This window comes from Stutzerimonas stutzeri (assembly GCF_013522825.1).
GTDB classification, from domain to species: Bacteria; Pseudomonadota; Gammaproteobacteria; order Pseudomonadales; family Pseudomonadaceae; genus Stutzerimonas; species Stutzerimonas stutzeri_AK.
Genome location: NZ_JAAMQZ010000016.1, coordinates 22,020 through 41,850, shown reverse-complemented (window position 1 = coordinate 41,850; position 19,831 = coordinate 22,020). Strand labels below are relative to the sequence as shown.

Sequence of the window (19,831 nt, the reverse complement as noted above, 5' to 3'; positions counted from 1 at the left end):
GCATCTGAGGTGAAGGCTGTTGTAGGTCGGATTAGCCGAAGGGGTAATCCGATGATCCGACGGTGTGATGCGATCCTCCATGCCTGACCGCTCAGCCTTCAACGCGCCTGGCCGCTCGCCTGTCGGGTCGGTGAAGCGTGACCCGACCTACACCAGCGCAGAGCCGGCCTTTGTAGGTCGGATTAGCCGAAGGCGTAATCCGACGATGTGATGCGGCCATCCATGCCTGACCGCTCAGCCTTCAACGCGCCTGGCCGCTCGCCCGTCGGGTCGGTGAAGCGTGATCCGACCTACAACAGCCCTTCGCGGGCATGGACTCGGCGTCCCGCCCTTCCTACACCCTGCAGCCGCCTGTGCCTTCGCTTTCCAGCGGTTCCTCGCACCCTTGCCCGCCATCCGGGCGTGGGCTTAGCCAGATCGGCCCGAGATAGCGGCAGGCGAGGGCGAAGGCGATCAGCCAGCCGAGGCCGGCCAGCAGGTTCAGCGCCGTGCTTGGCATGCCGGGCATACCGGCAGCGGCACGCAGCAATGCCGCCAGCACCAGCACCAGGGTCGCCAACGGCACCCAGCGCCGCTGATCCAGCGCATAGCCGCTGTGGGTACGACCGGCGATGCACAGCACCGCGAGAATCGAGATGCCCATCGCGCCCAGCGTCAGCAGGTGGCGCCCGGCGCTGGCGCCGAAATCCCCGGACAGCTGCGCGATGCCGAGCAGCGCATAACCCAGCGCCATCAGCCCGTAGACGCTGTAGAGCATCAGCGACCAGCGCTCCAGCAGGGCGCGCCCGACATGCCAGTCATTGAGCAGGTTGAACACCGCTGCCGCGGCGGCCAAGGCCAGCCAGCCATTGAGCGCACCGGGCAGGGCCAGCCATTCGCCGAGGCTGAACAGGGTGATGCAGAAGATCGCCAGGTTGCGCCGGGGCGGGCGGGCACGATAATCCTCATCCACTTCGTGGCCGGCATCGCGGCGGGCCTGGATGGCATCGTTGACGATGCGCATGGAGATACGGCTCATGGCCACCACGATCAGCACCATCATCACGCCGACCGCCGCATGCAGCCAGCGCATCGGGTAGAGGCCGCGCAGCACGTCGAGCTGGAAGCCGATCACCACCAGCGCCAGCGCGCTCAGGCCGCCGAAAAAGCCCCACTGGCGTCGCAGCGGATCGCCCAGCAGGCGTGGCGTCAGCAATACCGGCAGGGCCAGGGCGAAGGCGACGTTGCACAGCGCCGCTGGCCAGGGGCCGAGCAGGCCGGACAGCCAGAAGCTCAGGCGCGCCAATAGCCACAGCAGCACGAAGGCCAGCCCGACGCGCCGGCCAAAGGCGGCGGTGGCGGTGAATTCCGGGACGGCGGTCAGTACGAAACCGGCCACCGCCGCCAGACCGAAGCCGAACAGCAGTTCGTGGGCGTGCCACACCAGCGGCCCACCCGGCACCGCCGGCAGCGCCAGGCCGAAACCGAGAAAACCCAGCCACAAGGCGATGCTCAGCACCGCCAGCAGCGCGGTCACCAGAAACAGCGGGCGGAAGCTGCACAGCAGCAGCGGCCAGGCCGCGAGGCGATTGGCGGAAGGAGTCAGCATCGTGAGCGCACTCTGGCGGAGGTGGAGGCGGGGGCCATTTCGTGAATGGTCGCTGTTGCCGGCGCCTCCGGCGCTTGCGCTCGCGTGATCAGGCCGAAGCTCTGGCGCACGGCGGGCAGCTGCAGCAGCTCGGCGGTGTGCTGGTAGATCCAGGCATCGCTGCGCTGCAACGCGGGCAGTTGCAGCGCCAGATGACTGACGATGCGCCCCGGTTCGGCGGCCATGACCAGAATGCGGTCGGCCAGGCGCACGGCTTCCATCAGATCGTGGGTGATCATCAGCACACCCATGCCTCTGGCGGCCTGCTCGGCCAGCAGCAGCGCGTAGAGTTCTTCCTTCAAGCCGATATCCAGCGCGGCGAAGGGCTCGTCGAGCAGCAGCAGGTCCGGTTGCAGCACCAGCGCGCGGGCCAGCGACACCCGGCTCTGCATGCCGCCGGACAACTGGTGCGGAAACTTGCCCAGATCGCCACGGGCCAGGCCCAGGCGCAAGGCCAGCGCTTCGGCCTGGCGCAGGCGTTCGCCACCCGGCATGCCATGAGCCTTGAGGCCCAGGGCGATATTGTCGATGGTGGTTTTCCACGGCAGCAGGCGCGGTTGCTGGAACATGCAGGCGGGGTTCTGGAAGCTGTTGTCGATGCGACCTTCCTGCACATCGAGCAGGCCGGCGCACAGGTGCAGCAGCGTGGTCTTGCCGCAGCCGGAAGGGCCGACCAGGGCGACGACTTCGCCCGCCGCCAGGTCGAGACCGATGCCCTGCAGAATTTCGTCGCGGCCAAATGCATGGGCCAGACCGCTGATGGTCAGTTGCGTCATACCGACACCTCGCGCCAGCGTTCCACTTCACGCTTGATCGGCTCCAGCAGCAGGTATTCCACCGCCAGCAGCAGGCCCACCACGGCGATGATCCAGGCCATGGTGGCGCTGGTGTCCAGGTGAGAACGGGATACCGCCAGGGCGGCGCCGACGCCGTCCTGGGTGGCCAGCAGCTCGGCCATCACCACCACCTTCCAGGACATGCCCAGCGCGGTGATCCACGCCGGGAACAGGTAGGACACCACATGCGGCAGGTAGACATCGAAGAACAGCATGCGCCGTGGCAGGCGAAAGGCGCGGGCCATGTCCTTGAGCTGGTTGTCCAGGGTGCGGGTGCCCTGCAGCGCGCCGACGAAGATCAGCGGAAAGCTGGCGATGAACACGGTGAACACCGGCGTGCCGTCGCTGGCGCCGAACCAGAGCATCGCCAGCACCAGCCAGGCGATCGGCGGCATGCCCATCAGCACCGTGACCAGGGGGCGCGACATCATCGAGGCGGTCATCGACACGCCGGCAGCCAGGCCCAGCGCGCTGCCGACGATCACCGACAGCACGAAGCCGAGCAGGGCGCGGCGTCCGGTGGCCAGCAGTTCCGGCCAGGCACTGCCTTCGGCGATCAGCTGTTGCAGACGGGCGAAGGTTTCCAGCGGCGAGGGCAGCACCAGTGATCCGTAGTAGAGCGCCCCGGCGTCCCACAGGGCGAGCAGCAGGAACAGGCTGGACAGTGCGCCCCAGCCGCTCCAGAGATAGCCCGGCAGCCCTCGCAGCCAGCTGCGCAGCAGGTTCATGGCGTCGCCGCGGGGGTATAGAAGTCCTCTGGCGGCAGCTTGCCGCCGATCAGGGCCGGGTTCTTCTGCAGCAACTGCTCGAAGAAGAACTCGACCTCTGCCTGCGCCTGCACGGCAGGTACGGCCTGCATCTGCGCCACGCCCAGCGAGTCGGTGATGGCTTCGGCGCTGAGCATGGTCAGGTGTCTGGCCACCATTTCTCCGCAGGCCTGGGCCTGTTCGCCGCACCATTGCAGGGATTCGGCATAGGCGCTGGCGATGCGGGTGGCGATGGCCGGGTTGTCCTTGACGCTGGCCATCAGGGCGATGCCGGCCTGGGGAATGCGCGCCTCGCGTTGCAGCAGCCGGCCCCATTCCTGTTGCAGGTCGATGCTGCGGTGCAGCTGTGGCGCGACCAGGCTCAGCGGTCCCGAATCGGCCTTGCGCAGCGCCATGGAGATGGCCGGCTCGGCCAGCAGCGCATGGTCGGTGCGGCGCATCAGCAAGAGCTGCATGGCGTCGATGGGGGTGGCGACGTAGCGCAGGCGCAGGTCCTTGCGCACGTCCAGGCCTTCACGCTCGGCCAGCAGGCCGAAGAGGATGTCCGGCATGTCGCCGCGAAACGGCATGGTGATTTCCTTGCCGCGCAGATCGGCCATGCGCGTCAGGCCGAGATCGCGGGACACCAGCCAGAGCAGGCCCCAGGTCGAGACGTTGAGCAGGCGCAGTTTGGCGCCGCGGTTGTAGAGGTTGGCGGCGACGTTGACCGGCATGGCCAGCACGTCGGCCTGGCCATTGAGCGCCATCAGCCGCAACTGGTCCGGGTCGCGCCAGCTGACGAATTCGACCTTGTCGGCGAGATCGTCCAGCGCGCCGGATTCGACCATGTGGATCAGCGGGTTGGACACCGAGGACGAGGGGCCGGCCAGCACCAGGCGCGGCAGTTTCTCCGCCATGACCGGCCCGCTGACGAGCAGCAGGAAGGTCAGCAACAGGCGGATGGCGATATGCATGATTTAGAAACTCCCACTCAATGCCAGGGTGATGCCACGGCCCGGCGCTTCCAGTTCGTTGCCGCTGACGCCGTCGGCGAGGTGCTCATGGTACGCCTTGTCGAAGAGGTTGCTCAGCCTGGCGTCAAGATTGACCGTCTGCAATACGCCGACCTTGCCAAAACCCCAGCCGAGGCTGGCATCGGCGGTGACGAAGCCGGAGGTTTCATCCTCGGTGCCGTTGGAGAAGCGCGTGGCGACACGGTCCTGCTCGGCCACGGCGCGCAACTGGGCATGCCAGTAGAAACCACGCTCGGCGGGCTGGCCGATGCCCAGCGTCAGCTCGTGGGCGGGCATCTGGTACAGCGGTTCGTTGTCCTGCTTGTTCTTGCCGCGCAGCCAGGTGAAGCTGCCGTCCACCACGAAGGCGCCGACGGCCTTGCTGGCGCCGCCTTCGAGGCCGTAGATCACCACTTCGTCGAGGTTGCCGGTGCGCTTGACCGGCAGGCCGCTTTGCGGAGGCTCGTTGGTCACCCGACCCGCGATGTAGTCATCGATGCGGGTATGGAAGGCCGCCAGGCGATAGTCGAAGTCGCTGCCGTGGCCCTTGAGGCCGATCTCGAAACTGGTGGAGCGTTCGGGATCCAGCTTGGGATTGCCGATGTGGTAGTAGCCATCGCCGCGCGCGGCATCCTCGAAGCGTTCGCGCAGGTCGGGCGCGCGGTAGGCCTGGCCGACGTTGGCGTAGAGGTTGAGGGCATCGGACAGCGGATGGGTGGCGCCCAGCGACCAGGACAGGTTGTTGTCGCTGCTGCTGAGGCCACTGGTCTGTGTGGCGCCCTTCTGCTTGGCGTCGCCACTGACGCGATCAAGGCGGGCGCCGGCGACGATGGCAGTGCGGCCCAGCTCGAACTCGTCCTGCACGAACAGACCGTAGGAGCTGACTTCGCCATCCTTGAAGGGGTCGTTGCGCAGGTCGTTGTTGAACAGCGGCGGGTTGTTGTGCATGTGCCGCTCCGGATCGCCGGTCATCTTCCAGCCTTCGCCGCCGACGGTGAGCAGATGCGAACCGACCGGCACCAGATAGGAGGTGCGCAGCCCGTGGGTGATGAAGCTGACGTCGTTGCGCACCTGGTTGCGGTCGAGGTTCGACGAGTAGGCGCGGATTTCCCGGTAGACCTCCTGGCGGTAGACCTCGGTGTTCAGCGTGCCTTCGCCGAGGCGGTTCTCCAGCCCCAGCTGATACAGCTCGCGGCGCTGCTCCGGCGAGTGGATGGTGGTCTGGCCGATCAGCGCCGAGGGGGCGGGGCGCGTCGATCCGGGATACCAGACGTCGCGGTCGGTATGGCGCTGCACGTTGAGGCTGACATTGACGTCGTCGCTCAGGCGTTGCTTGTATTTGAGCAGCAGGCTGTCGGAGCTGTAGCCGGTGCGCTGCTCGGTGCCGCTGGGGCTGTCGTAATCGTTGGCCTTGCGTCCGGCGGCGCCCAGCACCAGTGCGTGATCGCTGCTGGAATCGCGCAGCAGCACGGCGCCGTTGAAGCCTTCATCGACACTGCTGGCGGACAGGCCGAAGCGCCCGCCCTGTTGCGCCTGCTCGGTAAAGCGCGCCTCGGGCGTGATCAGGTTGACCACGCCGCCCATGGCGCCGCTGCCGTAGAGCACCGAGCTTGGTCCCTTGACCACCTCGGCGCGCTCCAGCAGGCCGAGGTCGAGGAAGGAGGCCAGCGAACCCTGTGGCTGCGCCGAGTTGACGCGCACGCCATCGACCATCAGCACGGTGCTTTCCTTCTTCATGCCGCGCAGCACCGGATTCTGGCCCCAGGCGCCATCGCTGTGCACGGCCAGGCCCGGCTTGCCACGGAACAGGCTGCCCAGGGGCTCGGTGCCGTGGGTCGCGCTCGGTTCCAGCACTTCGATGGCTTGTGGGATGTCCTGGGTCGCGGCCTGGTAACCCTTGGCCGTGATCACAGTTTCCTGCAGCTCCAGCGGGGCGGCGAGGGCGGAGGTGGTGCCGAGGGCGAGACAGGCCAGGGCCAGAGGGTGAAGACGGAAAATCATTGAGCGACTCCCTGAATGGATGCCGGCGATGAGGTGCCGGTGGATGGGGTCGATTTTCCTTTAGATGAAAATAGTTATCATTTGATTGCGATCAAGTTTGATCGATGTCATGCTCCGTCGCGGTTATCAGGTCGTTTTCAACGGCCTGTTATCGCTACCAGTCGCAGAAACAGGCCACCGCCAGCGAATGGGTGGCGCGGACCTTGCGCCCGGCCAGCAGGGCTTCGAGAATGGGCTCGACGAAACTATTGTCCGAGCTGCATACCGCGCCTTCGCTGTAAGGGCCGATATAGGCCAGTTCGCCATTGCGATCCCAGATGCCGACCGCCGGGCTGGCCGGCAGGTGCTCGGAGCCTGTCAGCCCGGAGAGGGGTTGCAGCGCTGCCAGTTGCTGGGGCAGACGGCCCTTGCTGCCGGGTTTGCGGACCTCGAAGAATGCCACCGGCTGGCCGGCGAAGTGCTGCAGCAACTCCTGCAGATGCTGCTGGTTGCCGACGTTGCACGGGCAGCCGGGGTCCCAGAAATGCACGAAGCGCACCGGCCCCGGCTCTTGCAGCTCGGCGGGAAGCTGCAGCGCATCGCCATTGAAGAGTTCACTGCGCTCACCGTCGAAGGTACGCAGGTAGCGCGCCTCGAACCACAGGTAGGCGGACAGCATGGCGCCGGTTCCCAGCAACAGGGCCAGGCTGACGATAAGGTATTTGCTGCGTATGGGCATGTTGGCGCTCGGCGGGAAAAGCCCGCCTAGCTTGCCATGTTGCACCGCAGAGCTGAATATTCCATGCAATCCGAGCCAGAACCCCGCTATGCCTTCGCGAATCGATCCCGACTCACTGCGCGCCCAACTGAGCCCCCTTGGTGATGGCTCCTTCCTCACCGCGGACGCGCTGTTCTACCAGTCCTACTACGGCCTGGACATGCCCGGCCTGGGTGATGTGCAGCGCCGGCTGGGACGTTTTCGCGTGCATGACTACGAGGTGGTGGCCCAGCTCTGGCGCCCCGCGCAGCCGGTGGCGAGCCTGCTGATCCTGCATGGCTATTACGATCACATGGGCCTGTACCGGCATGTGGTGGAGTGGGGGTTGCAGATGGGTTTTGCCGTGCTGGCCTGCGATCTGCCGGGGCATGGATTGTCCAGCGGGCCGCGCGCCAGCATCAACGAATTCGATGAATACCAGGCGGTGCTGCAGGGCTTGCTGCGCGAGGCGGCGAAACTGGAGTTGCCGCGACCCTGGCACCTGCTGGGGCAGAGTACCGGGGCGGCGATTGTTCTCGAACATCTGCTGAGCCAGCCGCAGGAGCCTAACCTGGGCCGCAGCATCCTGCTTGCGCCACTGGTGCGACCGCGTGCCTGGGGCTGGTCGCGGCTGAGTTACGAAGTGATGCGGCGGTTCGTCAAACAGATTCCCCGGACGTTTTCCGACAATTCCGGCGATCCGGCCTTTCTCGATTTCGTCCAGCGCAGCGACCCGTTGCAACCGGATATCCTGCCCACGGCCTGGGTCGGTGCGCTGTCGCGCTGGATACCGCGTATCGAAGGCGCCACGCCGAGCAGCCACAGCCCGATCATCGTTCAGGGCGAAGCCGATATGACCGTCGATTGGCAGCACAACCTGCCGGTGCTGGAAAACAAGTTCGCCGCCCCGGAAATCCTGCGCCTGCCCGAAGCGCGGCATCACCTGGTCAACGAAAGCGAAGCGCTGCGCCGACAGTATTTCGAGTTTCTCAGCGAACGGCTGAAATGAGCGTCTCGTAGGGCCGAACTCGTTCGGCCTTGTGGTGTGGCCGAATGAATTCGGCCCTACAGGTTCGGCTGCCCGGCTGCGCCTGGATATAACTCGTTCGGCCCTACGGGCTACCGGGCTTGCGCCTGGATATCCGTGCCGCTGAGGCCAACGGCCAGTCCGGCGCGCAGGGTTTCCAGCGCCGCCTGGTAATAATCCCTGCCGGCGGATGACTGGGTGAAGGTGACGAATTCGTCCAGTTCCACATCCGACAGGCCGCGATAGACATACAGCAGGGTGTTGTCCAGGTCGGCCTCGATCTGCTGCTGCAGGCGCGCGCGCTGGCTGTCCAGCAACCCCTGGGCCTGATTGCCGCCGAGCAGGCCGGGAATCATCTGGCTGAGGCTGTCCGCGGCGACACCGGCCAGTGCCAGGCTGACCTCCGCGCCGGCCTGTGCGGCGGGCAGCGCCTGGGCCAGATGGCGAATCAGCAGTTGCCGATTGCTGCCGGCTTCCATGCGTGGCAGGCCGTTTTCATAGCGGGCCAGCTGTTCCTTGCGGGCGGCCAGGGTTTCGGCAGCGACGATCTTGTGGCCCAGCGGCGACTGGAAGAACTCCAGGGCGGGTTGCGGGTCCTGTAGAGAATGGCGCAGCGCCTGCTTGGCGCGTCGGTCGATGGCATCGGCGGCGAAGCGTTTATTGCTGTTGGTTACCAGCGCCTGGTAGACCGCCGGTGGCAGGCTGTTCTTGTAGCGCTGCTGGGCGGCGATCAGGGCATCGCTGAAGTTGCCCCGCTGCTCGGTCCAGCCGGCAGTTTCGTAGAGCTCGTCATAGTTGTCGGCCAGGCTGTTCAGGCTGAAGGCGAGTAATACACAGGCAATAAGGGCGCGCATGGAAGCTCCTGTCTGGCGGGCGGTTTATTTTCGGCGCCTGAAGCATGCTTGTCGAGGCGCTGCTAGACTCTTTCAGTATCCCTTCGGAGTCACTTTCTTGCAGTTCTCAACCATCATCGATGACCTGGCTGAACGCGGCTGGTCGCTGCAGAGTTCCTTTCTTTCCAGTGCTGTGACCCACAAGCTGGCCGACGAGTGCCGCAGACGCGAGGCCGAAGGTGCGCTGGCACCGGCCGGGGTCGGGCGTGGTGAGGCGCAGGCGGTGCGCGAAGGCATCCGGGGCGACCAGATCCAGTGGCTGGAGCCGGGGCAGTCCGAAGTCTGCGATGCCTACCTCGAATTGATGGACGAGTTGCGCCAGACGCTCAACCGCGAACTCTTCCTTGGGCTGGAGGAGTTCGAATGCCATTTCGCCTTCTATCCGCCCGGCGCCTTTTACCAGACCCATCTGGACCGCTTCCGCGATGACGACAGTCGCTGCGTCACCGCCGTGCTCTATCTCAATCCTGACTGGCAGCCTGCCCATGCCGGTGAGCTGCGCATGCATTTCGCCGATGGCTCGCAGCGGGATATCGCGCCGTTGGCCGGCAACCTGGTGGTGTTCATGTCGGGTGATTTCCCCCATGAAGTACTGGTCACCGAAGCTGAGCGTCTGTCCCTTACCGGCTGGTTCCGTCGTCGCCCGGAGGATGTCCTGGGGCTTTGAAACGGGCGAAAAAAAGCCCGGCGCAAGGCCGGGCAAAAGGGAAGCGGGCAGGTGGATGTCGCTACATGCCCAACCAGTTCGGCAGTGCCAGGGAAATCCACGGCACGTAGGTGATGACCACCAGAAAGCTCAACATCAAGGCCAGCCACGGCAGGACTGCACGAACTACCGAGGTGACCGGCATGCCCGTTACCGCCGAGGCCACGAACAGGTTCAGCCCCACCGGCGGCGTGATCAGGCCGATCTCCATGTTCACCACCATGATGATGCCCAGATGGATGGGGTCGATGCCCAGCTGTACGGCGATGGGGAAGAGAATCGGCGCCAGGATCAGGATGATCGCCGAAGGCTCCATGAAGGCCCCGGCCACCAGCAGCACGATGTTCACCACCAGCAGGAACATCCAGGGTTGCAGGCCAGCCTCGATCACCCAGGCGGTGATCGCCTGCGGGATCTGCTCGGTGGTCAGCACGTGGGCGAAGAGCATGGCGTTGGCGATGATGAACATCAGCATGATGCTCAGCTTGCCCGACTCCAGGATCACCTTCGGGCACTCGCGGATGGACATGTCCTTGTACACGAACAGCGCGATAAAGGCCGAATACACGGCAGCTACGGCGGCGGCTTCGGTGGGCGTGAACATGCCCGAATAGATGCCGCCGAGGATGATCACCATCAGCAGCAGGCCCCAGAGTGCCTTGCGCGCGGCGGAGAACCACTCGCGGACGGTGGCGCGCGGCAGCGCCGGCAGGTTCTTCTTCACCGCGATGATGTAGATGGCCACCATCAGTGCGCAGCCGAGCATCAGGCCCGGAATCACCCCGGCCATGAACAGCTTGCCCACCGATTGCTCGGTAGCGGCGGCATAGACCACCATCACCACCGACGGCGGAATCAGGATGCCCAGGGTACCGGCGTTACACACGATGCCGGCACCGAACGCCTGCGGGTAACCGGAACGCACCATGCCGGCGATGGCGATGGAGCCGACCGCAGCCACGGTAGCCGGTGAGGAGCCGGACAGTGCGGCAAACAGCATACACGCCAGTACCGCGCCGATGGCCAGGCCGCCACGGATATGGCCGACGCAGGCGTTGGCGAAGTCGATCAGGCGACGGGCCACGCCGCCAGTGGTCATGAAGGCGCCCGCCAGCAGGAAGAACGGAATCGCCAATAGCGTGTAGTGCTCGGAAGTTTCGAACAGCTTGATCGCCAGCGAGCGCACCGAGTCTTCACTGAAGATCATGATGGTCAGCGAGCCGGCGAGACCCAGGGAGACGGCAATCGGTACGCCGATGAACATCAGCAGGAAAAGAACGACGAACAGGAACAGGATGGTCATTACTTGTGCTCCTCGTGCTCGGTCAGCTTGACCGCTTCTGCGGCTTCGTCAGCCAGCCCCAGGCCGGTCTGCTGGCCACGCAGGATGCGCACGAATATTTCAACGAAACGGATGAACATCATGGCGAACCCGATGGGCACGATCATGCCGACATGCCACTGCTTGACGCCGATATGGCCCAGATCCTCGGCGCCGATATTGGCGACGAACAGGGCCTGGATCCATTCGAAGCTGGCTACGCTCAGCAGCCCGGAATAACCCAGGCACACCAGGCAGGCGATGATGCCGATGAGCCGCTGGATATGCCGCGGAGCAAGCTTGACCAGCGCGTCGACGCCGATATGGCCGGCGGTGCGCACGCCATAGGACAGGCCGGTGAAAATCAGCCAGGCGAACAGGGCCTTGGTCAGCGCGGTGCTCCAGGTCATGGACTGGGCCAGACCGATGATGAAGTCACCGATAGCGAACCAGAAGTCGGCGCTGCCCTCGAACCGGTCGCCCAGGTTGTAGAACAGTGTGTAGAGGTTGTTGAGGATGACGTAGATGAAGGTCACCAGGGTCATGGCGGCCAGCAAGAAGGCGATAAAACCTTCCTCGAAGTGGTCCCAGACGCGCCGCAGGGCGTTCATGGATGACATCTCCCGTATGGATTGACAGTATGTACCGATGTGAGCGGACTTGAGTGTTCGCCGTAAACCGGTCGTGGCGACCGGTATGACAGAGCAATAAAAAGCGCCAGCCATTACTTGCGAAGTCCGACACGGGGCGCCGCATCAGGCGCTACCTGGGTCGGGCCTGGCCTTCGTGAATGTTCCGCTTTTTACTGATCTGTCGATGCCAGGGGCAGGGAAGGCAGGTTCTGTCTGCCTTCCCTGTAAGGCTTACTCGGCCTTGTTGGCAGCTTCGGCAGCCTGGATCAGGTCGGCACCGATTTCGCCTTCGAACTTCTTCCAGACAGGCTTCATGGCATCGCGCCACATTTCACGCTGCTCCGGAGTCAGGTTGACGATTTCGGTGGTACCGGCATCGAGGATGCGCTGCTTGTCAGCCTTGTTCAGCTCGTCGGCCAGCTTGTTCACCTCGGCGGTGACCTCGACCACGATGTTTTCCAGTTCGCTGCGGACATCAGCCGGCAGGCCGTCCCAGAACTTGGTGTTGGTGATCAGCATGTAGTCCAGCAGGCCGTGGTTGGACTCGGTGATGTACTTCTGCACTTCGTGCATTTTCTGCGAGTAGATGTTCGAGTAGGGGTTCTCGGCACCGTTGACCACGCCGGTCTGCAGGCCCTGGTAAACCTCGGCGAAGCTCATCTTGCGCGGGTTGGCGCGTACGGCCTTGAACTGCTCGTCGAGTACGGCGGAAGCCTGTACGCGGAACTTCAGGCCGCGTGCGTCCTTGGGTTCGACCAGCTTCTTGTTGGCCGACAGCTGCTTCATGCCGTTGTGCCAGTAGCCCAGGCCGGTAATGTTCTTGTCTTCCATGGAGCGCAGCAGGCTCTGGCCGGCTTCGCCTTTCTGGAAGCGGTCTACCGCCTCGATGTCATTGAACAGGAAGGGCAGGTCGAACACCTGAACTCCCTTGGAGTAGTGCTCGAACTTGGCCAGCGAGGGGGCGATCAGCTGAACGTCGCCCAGCAGCAGTGCTTCCATTTCCTTGCCGTCACCGAACAGCGAGGAGTTCGGGTAGACCTGAACCTCGACCTTGCCCGGCAGGCGCTCTTCGGCCAGCTTCTTGAACAGCAGTGCGCCCTGGCCTTTCGGCGTGTTCTCGGCAACGACGTGGGAGAACTTGATGGAGATCGGGTTGGCGTTCGCCAGACCGGCAATACCCAGGGACAGAGCGCAGGCGAGCGCCGTGGCAGTCAACTTGAACATTGTTGTTTTCCTCTTGTTGTGAAAGTGAGCCGCCCCATGGAAGGAGACGGCTCGGCTGTAGTCGACAAGGCAGGTTCAGGCGCTTGGAAGAAGCCGTTGCGTCAACGACGACCGTGCCTTGCGACTCATGGGGTTGATAAGAGCAAGCACTGTGCCAGATATGAGCGATACGTGCAGGTAGTCTGTGCTGTGATAGCGAAATGCCGATAAATGCCTCGTGCAGGATTTTTCAGCTTACAGGCTCTAAAACTTTAGTCGAATGCCTGGGTGGCTGTCGTCGCCTGTTCCGAGGCGTTGTTTACCGTGAAGCCGGCACTCCTACAGAAGAAAGATATCTGCGAGGAGCGTCGTGGCGGAAAACCGCCAGCTATTCGCCATCATCCGGCGAGCTTCCGCCAGCATCGGCGAAGCTTAGACCGTGTTTGCGCAACTTGTCGTGCAGGGTCTTGCGTGGCAGCCCCAGTGCTTCGGCGACACTGCGTAGCGAGCTATGCGGGCGCGCCAGTTCCGCCGCGATCAGGGCGCGCTCGAAGGCATCGACCTGCTCGCCGAGAGCAAGGCCGATAGGCGGCACGGCTTCGGCGAATTGGCCAGACTCATCCAGTCCCAGATCAAGCCCCAGCGCGAAACGTTCGGCGGTGTTCTGCAGCTCACGCACGTTGCCCGGCCAGGCATGACGCAGCAATTGCGCACGCTGCTGCGGGCGCAGCTCGCGAACCGGCAACCCGTGGCGCTCGGCGGCGGTTTCGCCGAAGTGCCGGAACAGCAGCAGCAGGTCCTCGCTGCGCTCGCGCAGGGGCGGAATACGCAGCGGTGCGACGTTCAGCCGGTAATAGAGGTCGGCGCGGAAGCGGCCCTGATCGGCAGCCAGGCGCAGATCCTCCTTGGTGGCGGCGATCACGCGGATATCCAGGCTGATGGTCTGGTTGCCGCCCAGCCGCTCGACCACACGTTCCTGCAACATGCGCAGCAGCTTGACCTGCACGTCGAGGCTCATGCTCTCGATCTCGTCGAGGAACAGGGTGCCGCCGTTGGCGAATTCGAACTTGCCGATGCGGCGTTTCTGCGCGCCGGTGAAGGCGCCGGCCTCGTGGCCGAACAGCTCGCTTTCCACCACCGACTCGGCCAGCGCACCGGCGTTGATGGCGACGAAGGGGCCGTTGCGCCGGCTCGACAGGTCATGCAGCGCGCGGGCGACGACCTCTTTGCCTGCGCCCGTTTCACCAAGGATCAGCACGTCGGCCTGAGTGCCGGCCAGCGCGCCGATCTGTTCACGCAGTCGCTGCATCGCCGCTGACTGACCGAGCAGGCGCGCCGACAATTGCTGGCGGTCGGCCAGGGCCAGACGCAGGCTGCGGTTGTCCAGCACCAGCTGGCGCAGGGCCAGGGCGCGGCGCACGCTGTCGAGCAGGGCTTCGCTGGGGAAGGGTTTTTCCAGAAAGTCATAGGCGCCGGCACGCATGGCCTGCACCGCCAGCTGGATATCGCCGTGGCCGGTGATCAGCAGCACCGGCAGCTCGGCGTCGTGGCTTTGCAGTTGTTGCAGCAGTTGCAGGCCATCGATGCCCGGCATGCGGATATCGCTGACCACCACGCCCGGCCAGTCCGCCGGCAGTCGCGCCGTCAGGTTGCGTGCGTCGTCCAGATCGAGCACGCGCAGGCCGGCCAGATCGAGGGTCTGGCTGAGTGCCTTGCGCAGATAGGGGTCGTCGTCGATCAGCAGCACCTGGGTCCGGGAATCGATCTGGCTCATGCGGTTCAGTCCTCGCTCGGAAAGGTCACGCCCGGATCGGCGCTGCGCAGGTAAAGACATAACTGGGCGCCGCCTTCGGGATGGTTGGCCAGGGTCAGCTCGCCATCCAGGGCGCGGGCAAGGGTATCGCAGATGGCCAGACCCAGGCCCAGGCCCTGGGTGCTGGTCTTGGTGGTGAAGAAGGGCTCGCGGGCGCGTTGCAGGGCCTCGGCGCTGAAGCCGGGACCGTTGTCGCGCAGGGTCAGCAGGATGCCTTCTTCGTGTCGCTCGGCACGCAGCCAGATACGTCGCCCCGGTGGTCGCTCGTTCAGTGCATCGAGGGCATTGGCCAGCAGATTGGACAGAATCTGCCGCAGCCGTGTCTCGCCGGCCTGGACCCAGAGGGTCGCCTCCGGCAGATCGCGGATCAGCTCGACCCCCATGCCTTGGCGGCGCTTGGCCAGCAGCGCCAGGGCATCGTCCAGCGCCGGCTGCAGCGCTACCCGCTCGGGCGCATGGCGGTCGCGGCGGGCGAAGGCGCGCAGGTGGGCAATGATCGAGGCCATGCGCGCGGTGAGTTCGCTGATCAGCCGGAGGTTGTCACGCGCCTCGTCGTTGCGCTGCTGGTCGAGCAGTACCCCGGCATTGTCGGCATAGCTGCGGATGGCGCCCAGCGGCTGGTTGAGCTCGTGGCTGATGCTGGCGCTCATGGTACCCAGCGCCGACAGCTTGCCGGCCTGCAGCAGTTCGTCCTGGGCGCGGACCAGTTCCTGCTGGGCCTGCTCACGTTCCAGGACTTCCTGCTTGAGACGGCTGTTGAGTGCCTCCAGGTCCTGGGTGCGCTCCTGCACGCGGCGTTCCAGCTGCTGTCGTGCTCTGGCATCCAGGGCGATGCGTTCAAGGTAATGTCGCCGCCGCTGCATCCACAGGCCGACCAGCAGCAACAGTGCGGCGAGGGTGGCGCCGCCGATGGCCACCACGGTGCGTACCGGGCGTTCGAGCAGGGTGATGGGGGCGAGGATGCGTACCGTCCAGCCGGTTTCCTTCAGTTCGCGGCTCTGGATCAGCCAACGTTCGATATCCAGCGTCAGGGGCTGTGGCGTGATTGTCGGGTAGGGCTGGTCGAAGGCGATCTGCTCGCGTTCTTCGGCATCCAGGGCGCGGCTGGCACGGAAGCGCCAGTCGGGGCGGGAGGTGAGAATCACCACGCCGAAACTGTCGGTAACCAGCAGTTGCTCGGGGGCATTGCCCCAGAGCGTTTCGGTGTGGTCCAGATCGACCTTGACCACCAGTACGCCGAGAGTGCCCTCATCGTCGCGTACCGCCGCACCGAAATAGTAGCCGCGCTTGCCGGAAGTGTTGCCCAGACCGTAGAAGCGCCCGAGCTGGCCCTCCATCGCCTGGCGGAAATAGGGGCGGAAGGCGAAGTTGCGGCCAATGAAGCTGTCTTCGGCATCCCAGTTGGAGGTGGCCAGGGTCAGCCCGTTGGTATCCATCAGATAGATGACGTCGGCACCCGTCTGCTGGCGCAGCCGGTTCAGCAGGCGATTGGCCTGATCGGTCAGGGCGGGGCTTTGGCTGTCACGCAACAGGCTGCGCAGGTCCGGCAGGTCGCCGAGAATGCGCGGCAGCACCTCGTATTGGCGCAGGGTGCCGAGCAGGTTGGCGACGTAGAGGTCCAGGGTCTGGCGGTTCTGTTCGATCCGTTCGTTGCGGTAATAGCGCTCGGCCAGCTGTTGCAACGGCCACAGCAGCGGCGCGAGCAGCAGCGTCAGCAACGCCAGGTTGCGCCAGCGTGGGCGACGGAGGGATTCGGGTGGAGTCATGCGGATGCGCCTGGGATTCGCGCACATTATGCACACTCAGGGCTGCATGGGAGCCACGACTTGTCAGGCGTTCTGGATAGCCTGCATGCCGTGTGCGGCGGCCTGGGGGCTGCGTGGGCTGGACAGGCAGTCCTGTAGCGCCGCTTCCCAGTCGGGGAGCTGGAGGTTCCAGTCGTGTTGCAGCTGAGCGCAGTCCAGGCGTGAATTGAGTGGGCGCTGGGCGGCGGTCGGGTAGTCCTTGGAGGCAATCGGTTCGAGCCTGGCGCGTAACCGGTCCTGTTGCTTGAGGTGTTCGGCAATGCTGCAGGCGAAGCCGTACCAGGAGGTTTCGCCGGTGGCGGACAGGTGATACAGGCCGCTGAGACTGCCCTTGCCGGTGCGCCACTGCTGCACGATCCCGGCAGTGGCCGTGGCGATGCTGCCGGCCCAGGTCGGCGCGCCGATCTCGTCGTCGACGATCGACAGCGCGTCACGCTCCTGCATCAAGCGTTGCATGGTCAGCAGGAAGTTGCGCCCGTACAGCGAATAGACCCAGCTGGTGCGCAGGATCAGATGCTCGCCAGCGACAGCCTGGATGGCCTGTTCGCCGGCCAGCTTGCTCTCGCCATAGACGCTCAGCGGCGCAGTCTGATCATGTTCCTGATAAGGCGCGGGCTTGCGCCCATCGAATACGTAGTCGGTGGAATAGTGAATCAGCGGGACATCGAGGCGTGCTGCTTCTTCCGCCAGCACGCCGGGTCCTGTGGCGTTGACCGCGAAAGCCTGTTGGCGGTCGCTCTGCGCGGAATCGACGGCGGTATAGGCCGCCGCGTTGATGATCAGGTCGGGACGCAGCAGGCGCACCTGCTGGCGAATCTGCTCCGGTTCGGCCAGGTTCAGGGCCTGATGACCGAGTGCAAGCACCTTTCCTTCACCGGCGAGTGCCAGCTGCAGCTCTTGCGACAGTTGCCCCTTGCTGCCGGTGACCAGGATCTTCATGGAAAAAGTTCAACCTCACTCAGGCGTTTGCCTGCGATGTCCTTGGCGGACAACTGCGGCGATTCGTCGATGGGCCATTCGATACCCAGTTCGGGGTCGTTCCACAGCAGGCTGCGCTCATGCTCCGGCGCATAGTAGTCGGTGGTCTTGTAGAGAAACTCGGCACTCTCGCTGAGGACCACGAAGCCATGCGCGAAGCCTTCGGGAATCCACAGCTGGCGCTGGTTCTCGGCGCTCAGGCGGGTGCCGGTCCAGCGCCCGAAGCTCGGCGAGCTGCGGCGCAGGTCCACGGCCACGTCGAACACCTCGCCGGCCACCACCCGCACCAGTTTCCCCTGGGGTTGCTGGATCTGGTAATGCAGGCCGCGCAGCACGCCGCGCTGGGACTTGGAATGGTTGTCCTGGACGAAACTGCGCGTGAGCCCGGTCGCCGCCTCGAAGGCTGCGGCGTTGAAGCTCTCGTAGAAGAATCCGCGCTCGTCGCCGAAGACCTTCGGCTCGATGATCAGCACATCGGGAATGCTGGTTTCGATGACCTTCATGGGTGTTCCCCGGCGATCTTGAACAGGTACTGGCCATAGCCGGTCTTGCCCAGCGCATCGGCGCGGCGCAGCAGCTGCTCGCGGTCGATCCACTTGTGCTGGTAGGCGATTTCCTCCAGGCAGGCGACCTTCAGGCCCTGGCGATGCTCGATGGTCTGCACATACTGCGAGGCTTCCAGCAGGCTGTCGTGGGTGCCGGTGTCGAGCCAGGCGAAGCCGCGACCGAAACGCTCGACGTTGAGGTCGCCACGCCTGAGGTAGGCATTGTTGACGTCGGTAATCTCCAGCTCGCCGCGCGGCGAGGGCTTGATCGACTTGGCGATCTCGATCACGTCGTTGTCGTAGAAGTACAGACCGGTGACCGCATAGCTGGACTTGGGCTGCTGCGGCTTTTCCTCGATGGACAGCGCCTTGCCGTTCTCGTCGAAGTCGATCACGCCGAAGCGCTCGGGGTCCTTGACCCAGTAGCCGAACACCGTGGCGCCGCTTTTCTGCGCCGAGGCGCGCTGCAGCTTCTCGGTGAAATGCTGGCCGTGGAAGATGTTGTCGCCGAGGATCAGGCACACCGAATCGTCGCCGATGAATTGCTCGCCGATCAGGAAGGCCTGGGCCAGGCCGTCCGGCGAGGGCTGCTCGGCATAGCTGAAGCTGACCCCGAACTGGCTGCCGTCGCCCAGCAGGTTGCGGTACTGCGGCAGGTCCTGTGGTGTGGAGATGACCAGGATCTCGCGGATGCCGGCGAGCATCAGCACCGAGATCGGATAGTAGGCCATGGGTTTGTCGTAGATCGGCAGCAGCTGCTTGGATACCCCGAGGGTGATCGGGTGCAGCCGGGTGCCGGAGCCGCCGGCGAGGATGATTCCCTTCATGCGATGTTCTCCAGGGCGCCGAGGCGCTCACGTTGATAGCTGCCATCCTGTACGCGACGGCACCATTCGAGGTTGTCCAGATACCACTGCACGGTCTTGCGCAGGCCGGTCTGGAAGGTTTCCTGCGGGACCCAGCCCAGCTCGCGCTCGATCTTGCCGGCATCGATGGCGTAGCGCAGGTCGTGGCCGGGGCGATCCTTGACGAAGGTGATCAGGTCTTCATAGCGCGCCACGCCTTCGGGCTTGCTCGGCGCCAGCTCTTCCAGCAGCGCGCAGATGCCGCGCACCACGTCGATGTTCTTCTGCTCGTTGTGGCCGCCGATGTTGTAGGTCTCGCCGACCTTCCCTTCACTGACCACCTTGAACAGCGCACGGGCGTGATCCTCGACGTAGAGCCAGTCACGCACCTGGGCGCCGTCGCCGTAGACCGGCAGCGGCTTGCCATCCAGCGCGTTGAGGATCACCAGCGGGATCAGCTTCTCGGGGAAGTGATAGGGGCCGTAGTTGTTCGAGCAGTTGGTGATCAGCACCGGCAGGCCGTAGGTGCGCTGCCAGGCACGGACCAGATGGTCGGACGAAGCCTTGCTCGCAGAATAGGGCGAGCTGGGCGCGTAGGGCGTGGTCTCGGTGAACAGGTCGTCGACGCCGTGCAGGTCGCCGTACACCTCGTCGGTGGAAATGTGATGGAAGCGGAAGGCTTCACGACGGCCTTCCGGCAGGCTCTGCCAGTAGGCGCGGGCAGCTTCCAGCAACTGGTAGGTGCCGACGATGTTGGTCTGGATGAACTCGGCCGGACCGTCGATGGAGCGATCGACATGGGATTCGGCGGCCAGGTGCATGATGGCGTCCGGCTGGAACTCCAGCAGCGCTTCGCTGACCCGCTCGCGGTCGGCGATGTCGGCCTGCAGGAACTGATAGCGCGTATCGCCATCCACGTGCGCCAGGGATTCGAGATTGCCGGCGTAGGTGAGTTTGTCCAGGTTGAGCACGCTGTGCCCGGTGTCGCGAATGAGATGACGGATCAGGGCCGAACCGATGAAACCGGCTCCGCCGGTGACGAGAATACGCATGATGGGTGGACTTCCTTGGCGTGTTGCAGGGCGGCAGGTTCTAGCATGTCGG

At 64.7% G+C, this 19,831-nt stretch carries 18 protein-coding genes; 2 read left to right on the top strand and 16 right to left on the bottom strand.

Features of this window, described 5'->3' with window-relative positions; genetic code table 11:
• Positions 1-334: 334 nt before the first annotated feature.
• From G7020_RS11900 to G7020_RS11875, 6 genes are all read right to left on the bottom strand, one after another.
• Positions 335-1,588: an NnrS family protein gene (locus G7020_RS11900; RefSeq protein ID WP_181084637.1), complete on the bottom strand. Its 1,254-nt coding sequence runs from the start codon at positions 1,586-1,588 to the stop codon at positions 335-337.
• Complete coding sequence (locus tag G7020_RS11895) at positions 1,582-2,403, bottom strand: ABC transporter ATP-binding protein (RefSeq protein ID WP_181084635.1); 822 nt, start codon at positions 2,401-2,403, stop codon at positions 1,582-1,584. Before G7020_RS11895 ends, G7020_RS11900 begins: the two co-directional genes overlap by 7 nt.
• Positions 2,400-3,191, bottom strand: a complete 792-nt coding sequence (locus tag G7020_RS11890; RefSeq protein WP_181084633.1) for an ABC transporter permease — start codon at positions 3,189-3,191, stop codon at positions 2,400-2,402. The genes G7020_RS11895 and G7020_RS11890 overlap by 4 nt, the downstream gene beginning before the upstream one ends.
• A complete protein-coding gene (locus G7020_RS11885) occupies positions 3,188-4,183 on the bottom strand; it encodes an ABC transporter substrate-binding protein (RefSeq protein WP_181084631.1) in 996 nt (331 codons plus the stop codon). Before G7020_RS11885 ends, G7020_RS11890 begins: the two co-directional genes overlap by 4 nt.
• Before the next feature lie 3 nt (positions 4,184-4,186).
• The gene (locus G7020_RS11880) at positions 4,187-6,223 is read right to left on the bottom strand and encodes a TonB-dependent receptor plug domain-containing protein (RefSeq protein ID WP_181084629.1); all 2,037 of its coding nucleotides are present in this window, start codon (positions 6,221-6,223) and stop codon (positions 4,187-4,189) included.
• 154 nt (positions 6,224-6,377) lie between these two features.
• Positions 6,378-6,941 (bottom strand): DUF6436 domain-containing protein, encoded by a 564-nt coding sequence (locus tag G7020_RS11875; protein ID WP_181084627.1) that lies wholly within the window; start codon positions 6,939-6,941, stop codon positions 6,378-6,380.
• An 88-nt stretch (positions 6,942-7,029) separates the two neighbouring features.
• On the opposite strand from G7020_RS11875, the gene G7020_RS11870 reads away from it, so the two are divergent.
• A complete protein-coding gene (locus tag G7020_RS11870) occupies positions 7,030-7,968 on the top strand; it encodes an alpha/beta hydrolase (RefSeq protein ID WP_181084625.1) in 939 nt (312 codons plus the stop codon).
• A 110-nt stretch (positions 7,969-8,078) separates the two neighbouring features.
• On the opposite strand, the gene G7020_RS11865 is transcribed toward G7020_RS11870, so the two are convergent.
• Complete coding sequence (locus G7020_RS11865; protein ID WP_181084624.1) at positions 8,079-8,840, bottom strand: hypothetical protein; 762 nt, start codon at positions 8,838-8,840, stop codon at positions 8,079-8,081.
• A gap of 97 nt (positions 8,841-8,937) precedes the next feature.
• On the opposite strand from G7020_RS11865, the gene G7020_RS11860 reads away from it, so the two are divergent.
• Positions 8,938-9,546: a 2OG-Fe(II) oxygenase gene (locus tag G7020_RS11860; protein ID WP_181084622.1), complete on the top strand. Its 609-nt coding sequence runs from the start codon at positions 8,938-8,940 to the stop codon at positions 9,544-9,546.
• A gap of 61 nt (positions 9,547-9,607) precedes the next feature.
• On the opposite strand, the gene dctM is transcribed toward G7020_RS11860, so the two are convergent.
• The 9 genes from dctM to rfbB form a co-directional block, all read right to left on the bottom strand.
• Positions 9,608-10,888 carry a C4-dicarboxylate TRAP transporter large permease protein DctM gene (gene dctM / locus G7020_RS11855; RefSeq protein ID WP_181084620.1) on the bottom strand — a complete coding sequence of 427 codons (1,281 nt, stop codon included), beginning with the start codon at positions 10,886-10,888 and terminating at the stop codon, positions 9,608-9,610.
• A complete protein-coding gene (locus G7020_RS11850; RefSeq protein ID WP_181084618.1) occupies positions 10,888-11,517 on the bottom strand; it encodes a TRAP transporter small permease in 630 nt (209 codons plus the stop codon). The genes dctM and G7020_RS11850 overlap by 1 nt, the downstream gene beginning before the upstream one ends.
• 252 nt (positions 11,518-11,769) lie before the next feature.
• Entirely contained in the window at positions 11,770-12,762 is a 993-nt protein-coding gene (locus tag G7020_RS11845) for a TRAP transporter substrate-binding protein (RefSeq protein ID WP_181084616.1), read from the bottom strand.
• Positions 12,763-13,129: 367 nt separating this feature from the next.
• Positions 13,130-14,515: a sigma-54-dependent transcriptional regulator gene (locus tag G7020_RS11840; protein ID WP_181084614.1), complete on the bottom strand. Its 1,386-nt coding sequence runs from the start codon at positions 14,513-14,515 to the stop codon at positions 13,130-13,132.
• A 5-nt stretch (positions 14,516-14,520) separates the two neighbouring features.
• The gene (locus G7020_RS11835) at positions 14,521-16,320 is read right to left on the bottom strand and encodes a sensor histidine kinase (protein WP_181084612.1); all 1,800 of its coding nucleotides are present in this window, start codon (positions 16,318-16,320) and stop codon (positions 14,521-14,523) included.
• A 63-nt stretch (positions 16,321-16,383) separates the two neighbouring features.
• The gene (gene rfbD, locus G7020_RS11830; RefSeq protein WP_181084611.1) at positions 16,384-17,298 is read right to left on the bottom strand and encodes a dTDP-4-dehydrorhamnose reductase; all 915 of its coding nucleotides are present in this window, start codon (positions 17,296-17,298) and stop codon (positions 16,384-16,386) included.
• A complete protein-coding gene (rfbC, locus tag G7020_RS11825) occupies positions 17,295-17,840 on the bottom strand; it encodes a dTDP-4-dehydrorhamnose 3,5-epimerase (protein WP_181084609.1) in 546 nt (181 codons plus the stop codon). The genes rfbD and rfbC overlap by 4 nt, the downstream gene beginning before the upstream one ends.
• Positions 17,837-18,709 carry a glucose-1-phosphate thymidylyltransferase RfbA gene (gene rfbA, locus G7020_RS11820; RefSeq protein ID WP_181084607.1) on the bottom strand — a complete coding sequence of 291 codons (873 nt, stop codon included), beginning with the start codon at positions 18,707-18,709 and terminating at the stop codon, positions 17,837-17,839. The genes rfbC and rfbA overlap by 4 nt, the downstream gene beginning before the upstream one ends.
• Positions 18,706-19,779, bottom strand: a complete 1,074-nt coding sequence (gene rfbB / locus G7020_RS11815; protein ID WP_181084605.1) for a dTDP-glucose 4,6-dehydratase — start codon at positions 19,777-19,779, stop codon at positions 18,706-18,708. The genes rfbA and rfbB overlap by 4 nt, the downstream gene beginning before the upstream one ends.
• Between the last annotated feature and the right edge of the window lie 52 nt (positions 19,780-19,831).

Coding starts and splice junctions, on each gene's coding strand:
- G7020_RS11895 (WP_181084635.1), bottom strand. CDS start 2,403: ATGACGCAACTGACCATCAGCGGTCTGGCCCATGCATTTGGCCGCGAC.
- dctM (WP_181084620.1), bottom strand. CDS start 10,888: ATGACCATCCTGTTCCTGTTCGTCGTTCTTTTCCTGCTGATGTTCATC.
- rfbC (WP_181084609.1), bottom strand. CDS start 17,840: ATGAAGGTCATCGAAACCAGCATTCCCGATGTGCTGATCATCGAGCCG.
- G7020_RS11845 (WP_181084616.1), bottom strand. CDS start 12,762: ATGTTCAAGTTGACTGCCACGGCGCTCGCCTGCGCTCTGTCCCTGGGT.
- rfbA (WP_181084607.1), bottom strand. CDS start 18,709: ATGAAGGGAATCATCCTCGCCGGCGGCTCCGGCACCCGGCTGCACCCG.
- G7020_RS11835 (WP_181084612.1), bottom strand. CDS start 16,320: ATGACTCCACCCGAATCCCTCCGTCGCCCACGCTGGCGCAACCTGGCG.
- G7020_RS11880 (WP_181084629.1), bottom strand. CDS start 6,223: ATGATTTTCCGTCTTCACCCTCTGGCCCTGGCCTGTCTCGCCCTCGGC.
- G7020_RS11900 (WP_181084637.1), bottom strand. CDS start 1,588: ATGCTGACTCCTTCCGCCAATCGCCTCGCGGCCTGGCCGCTGCTGCTG.
- G7020_RS11885 (WP_181084631.1), bottom strand. CDS start 4,183: ATGCATATCGCCATCCGCCTGTTGCTGACCTTCCTGCTGCTCGTCAGC.
- G7020_RS11875 (WP_181084627.1), bottom strand. CDS start 6,941: ATGCCCATACGCAGCAAATACCTTATCGTCAGCCTGGCCCTGTTGCTG.
- G7020_RS11865 (WP_181084624.1), bottom strand. CDS start 8,840: ATGCGCGCCCTTATTGCCTGTGTATTACTCGCCTTCAGCCTGAACAGC.
- G7020_RS11890 (WP_181084633.1), bottom strand. CDS start 3,191: ATGAACCTGCTGCGCAGCTGGCTGCGAGGGCTGCCGGGCTATCTCTGG.
- G7020_RS11850 (WP_181084618.1), bottom strand. CDS start 11,517: ATGAACGCCCTGCGGCGCGTCTGGGACCACTTCGAGGAAGGTTTTATC.
- G7020_RS11870 (WP_181084625.1), top strand. CDS start 7,030: ATGCCTTCGCGAATCGATCCCGACTCACTGCGCGCCCAACTGAGCCCC.
- rfbB (WP_181084605.1), bottom strand. CDS start 19,779: ATGCGTATTCTCGTCACCGGCGGAGCCGGTTTCATCGGTTCGGCCCTG.
- rfbD (WP_181084611.1), bottom strand. CDS start 17,298: ATGAAGATCCTGGTCACCGGCAGCAAGGGGCAACTGTCGCAAGAGCTG.
- G7020_RS11840 (WP_181084614.1), bottom strand. CDS start 14,515: ATGAGCCAGATCGATTCCCGGACCCAGGTGCTGCTGATCGACGACGAC.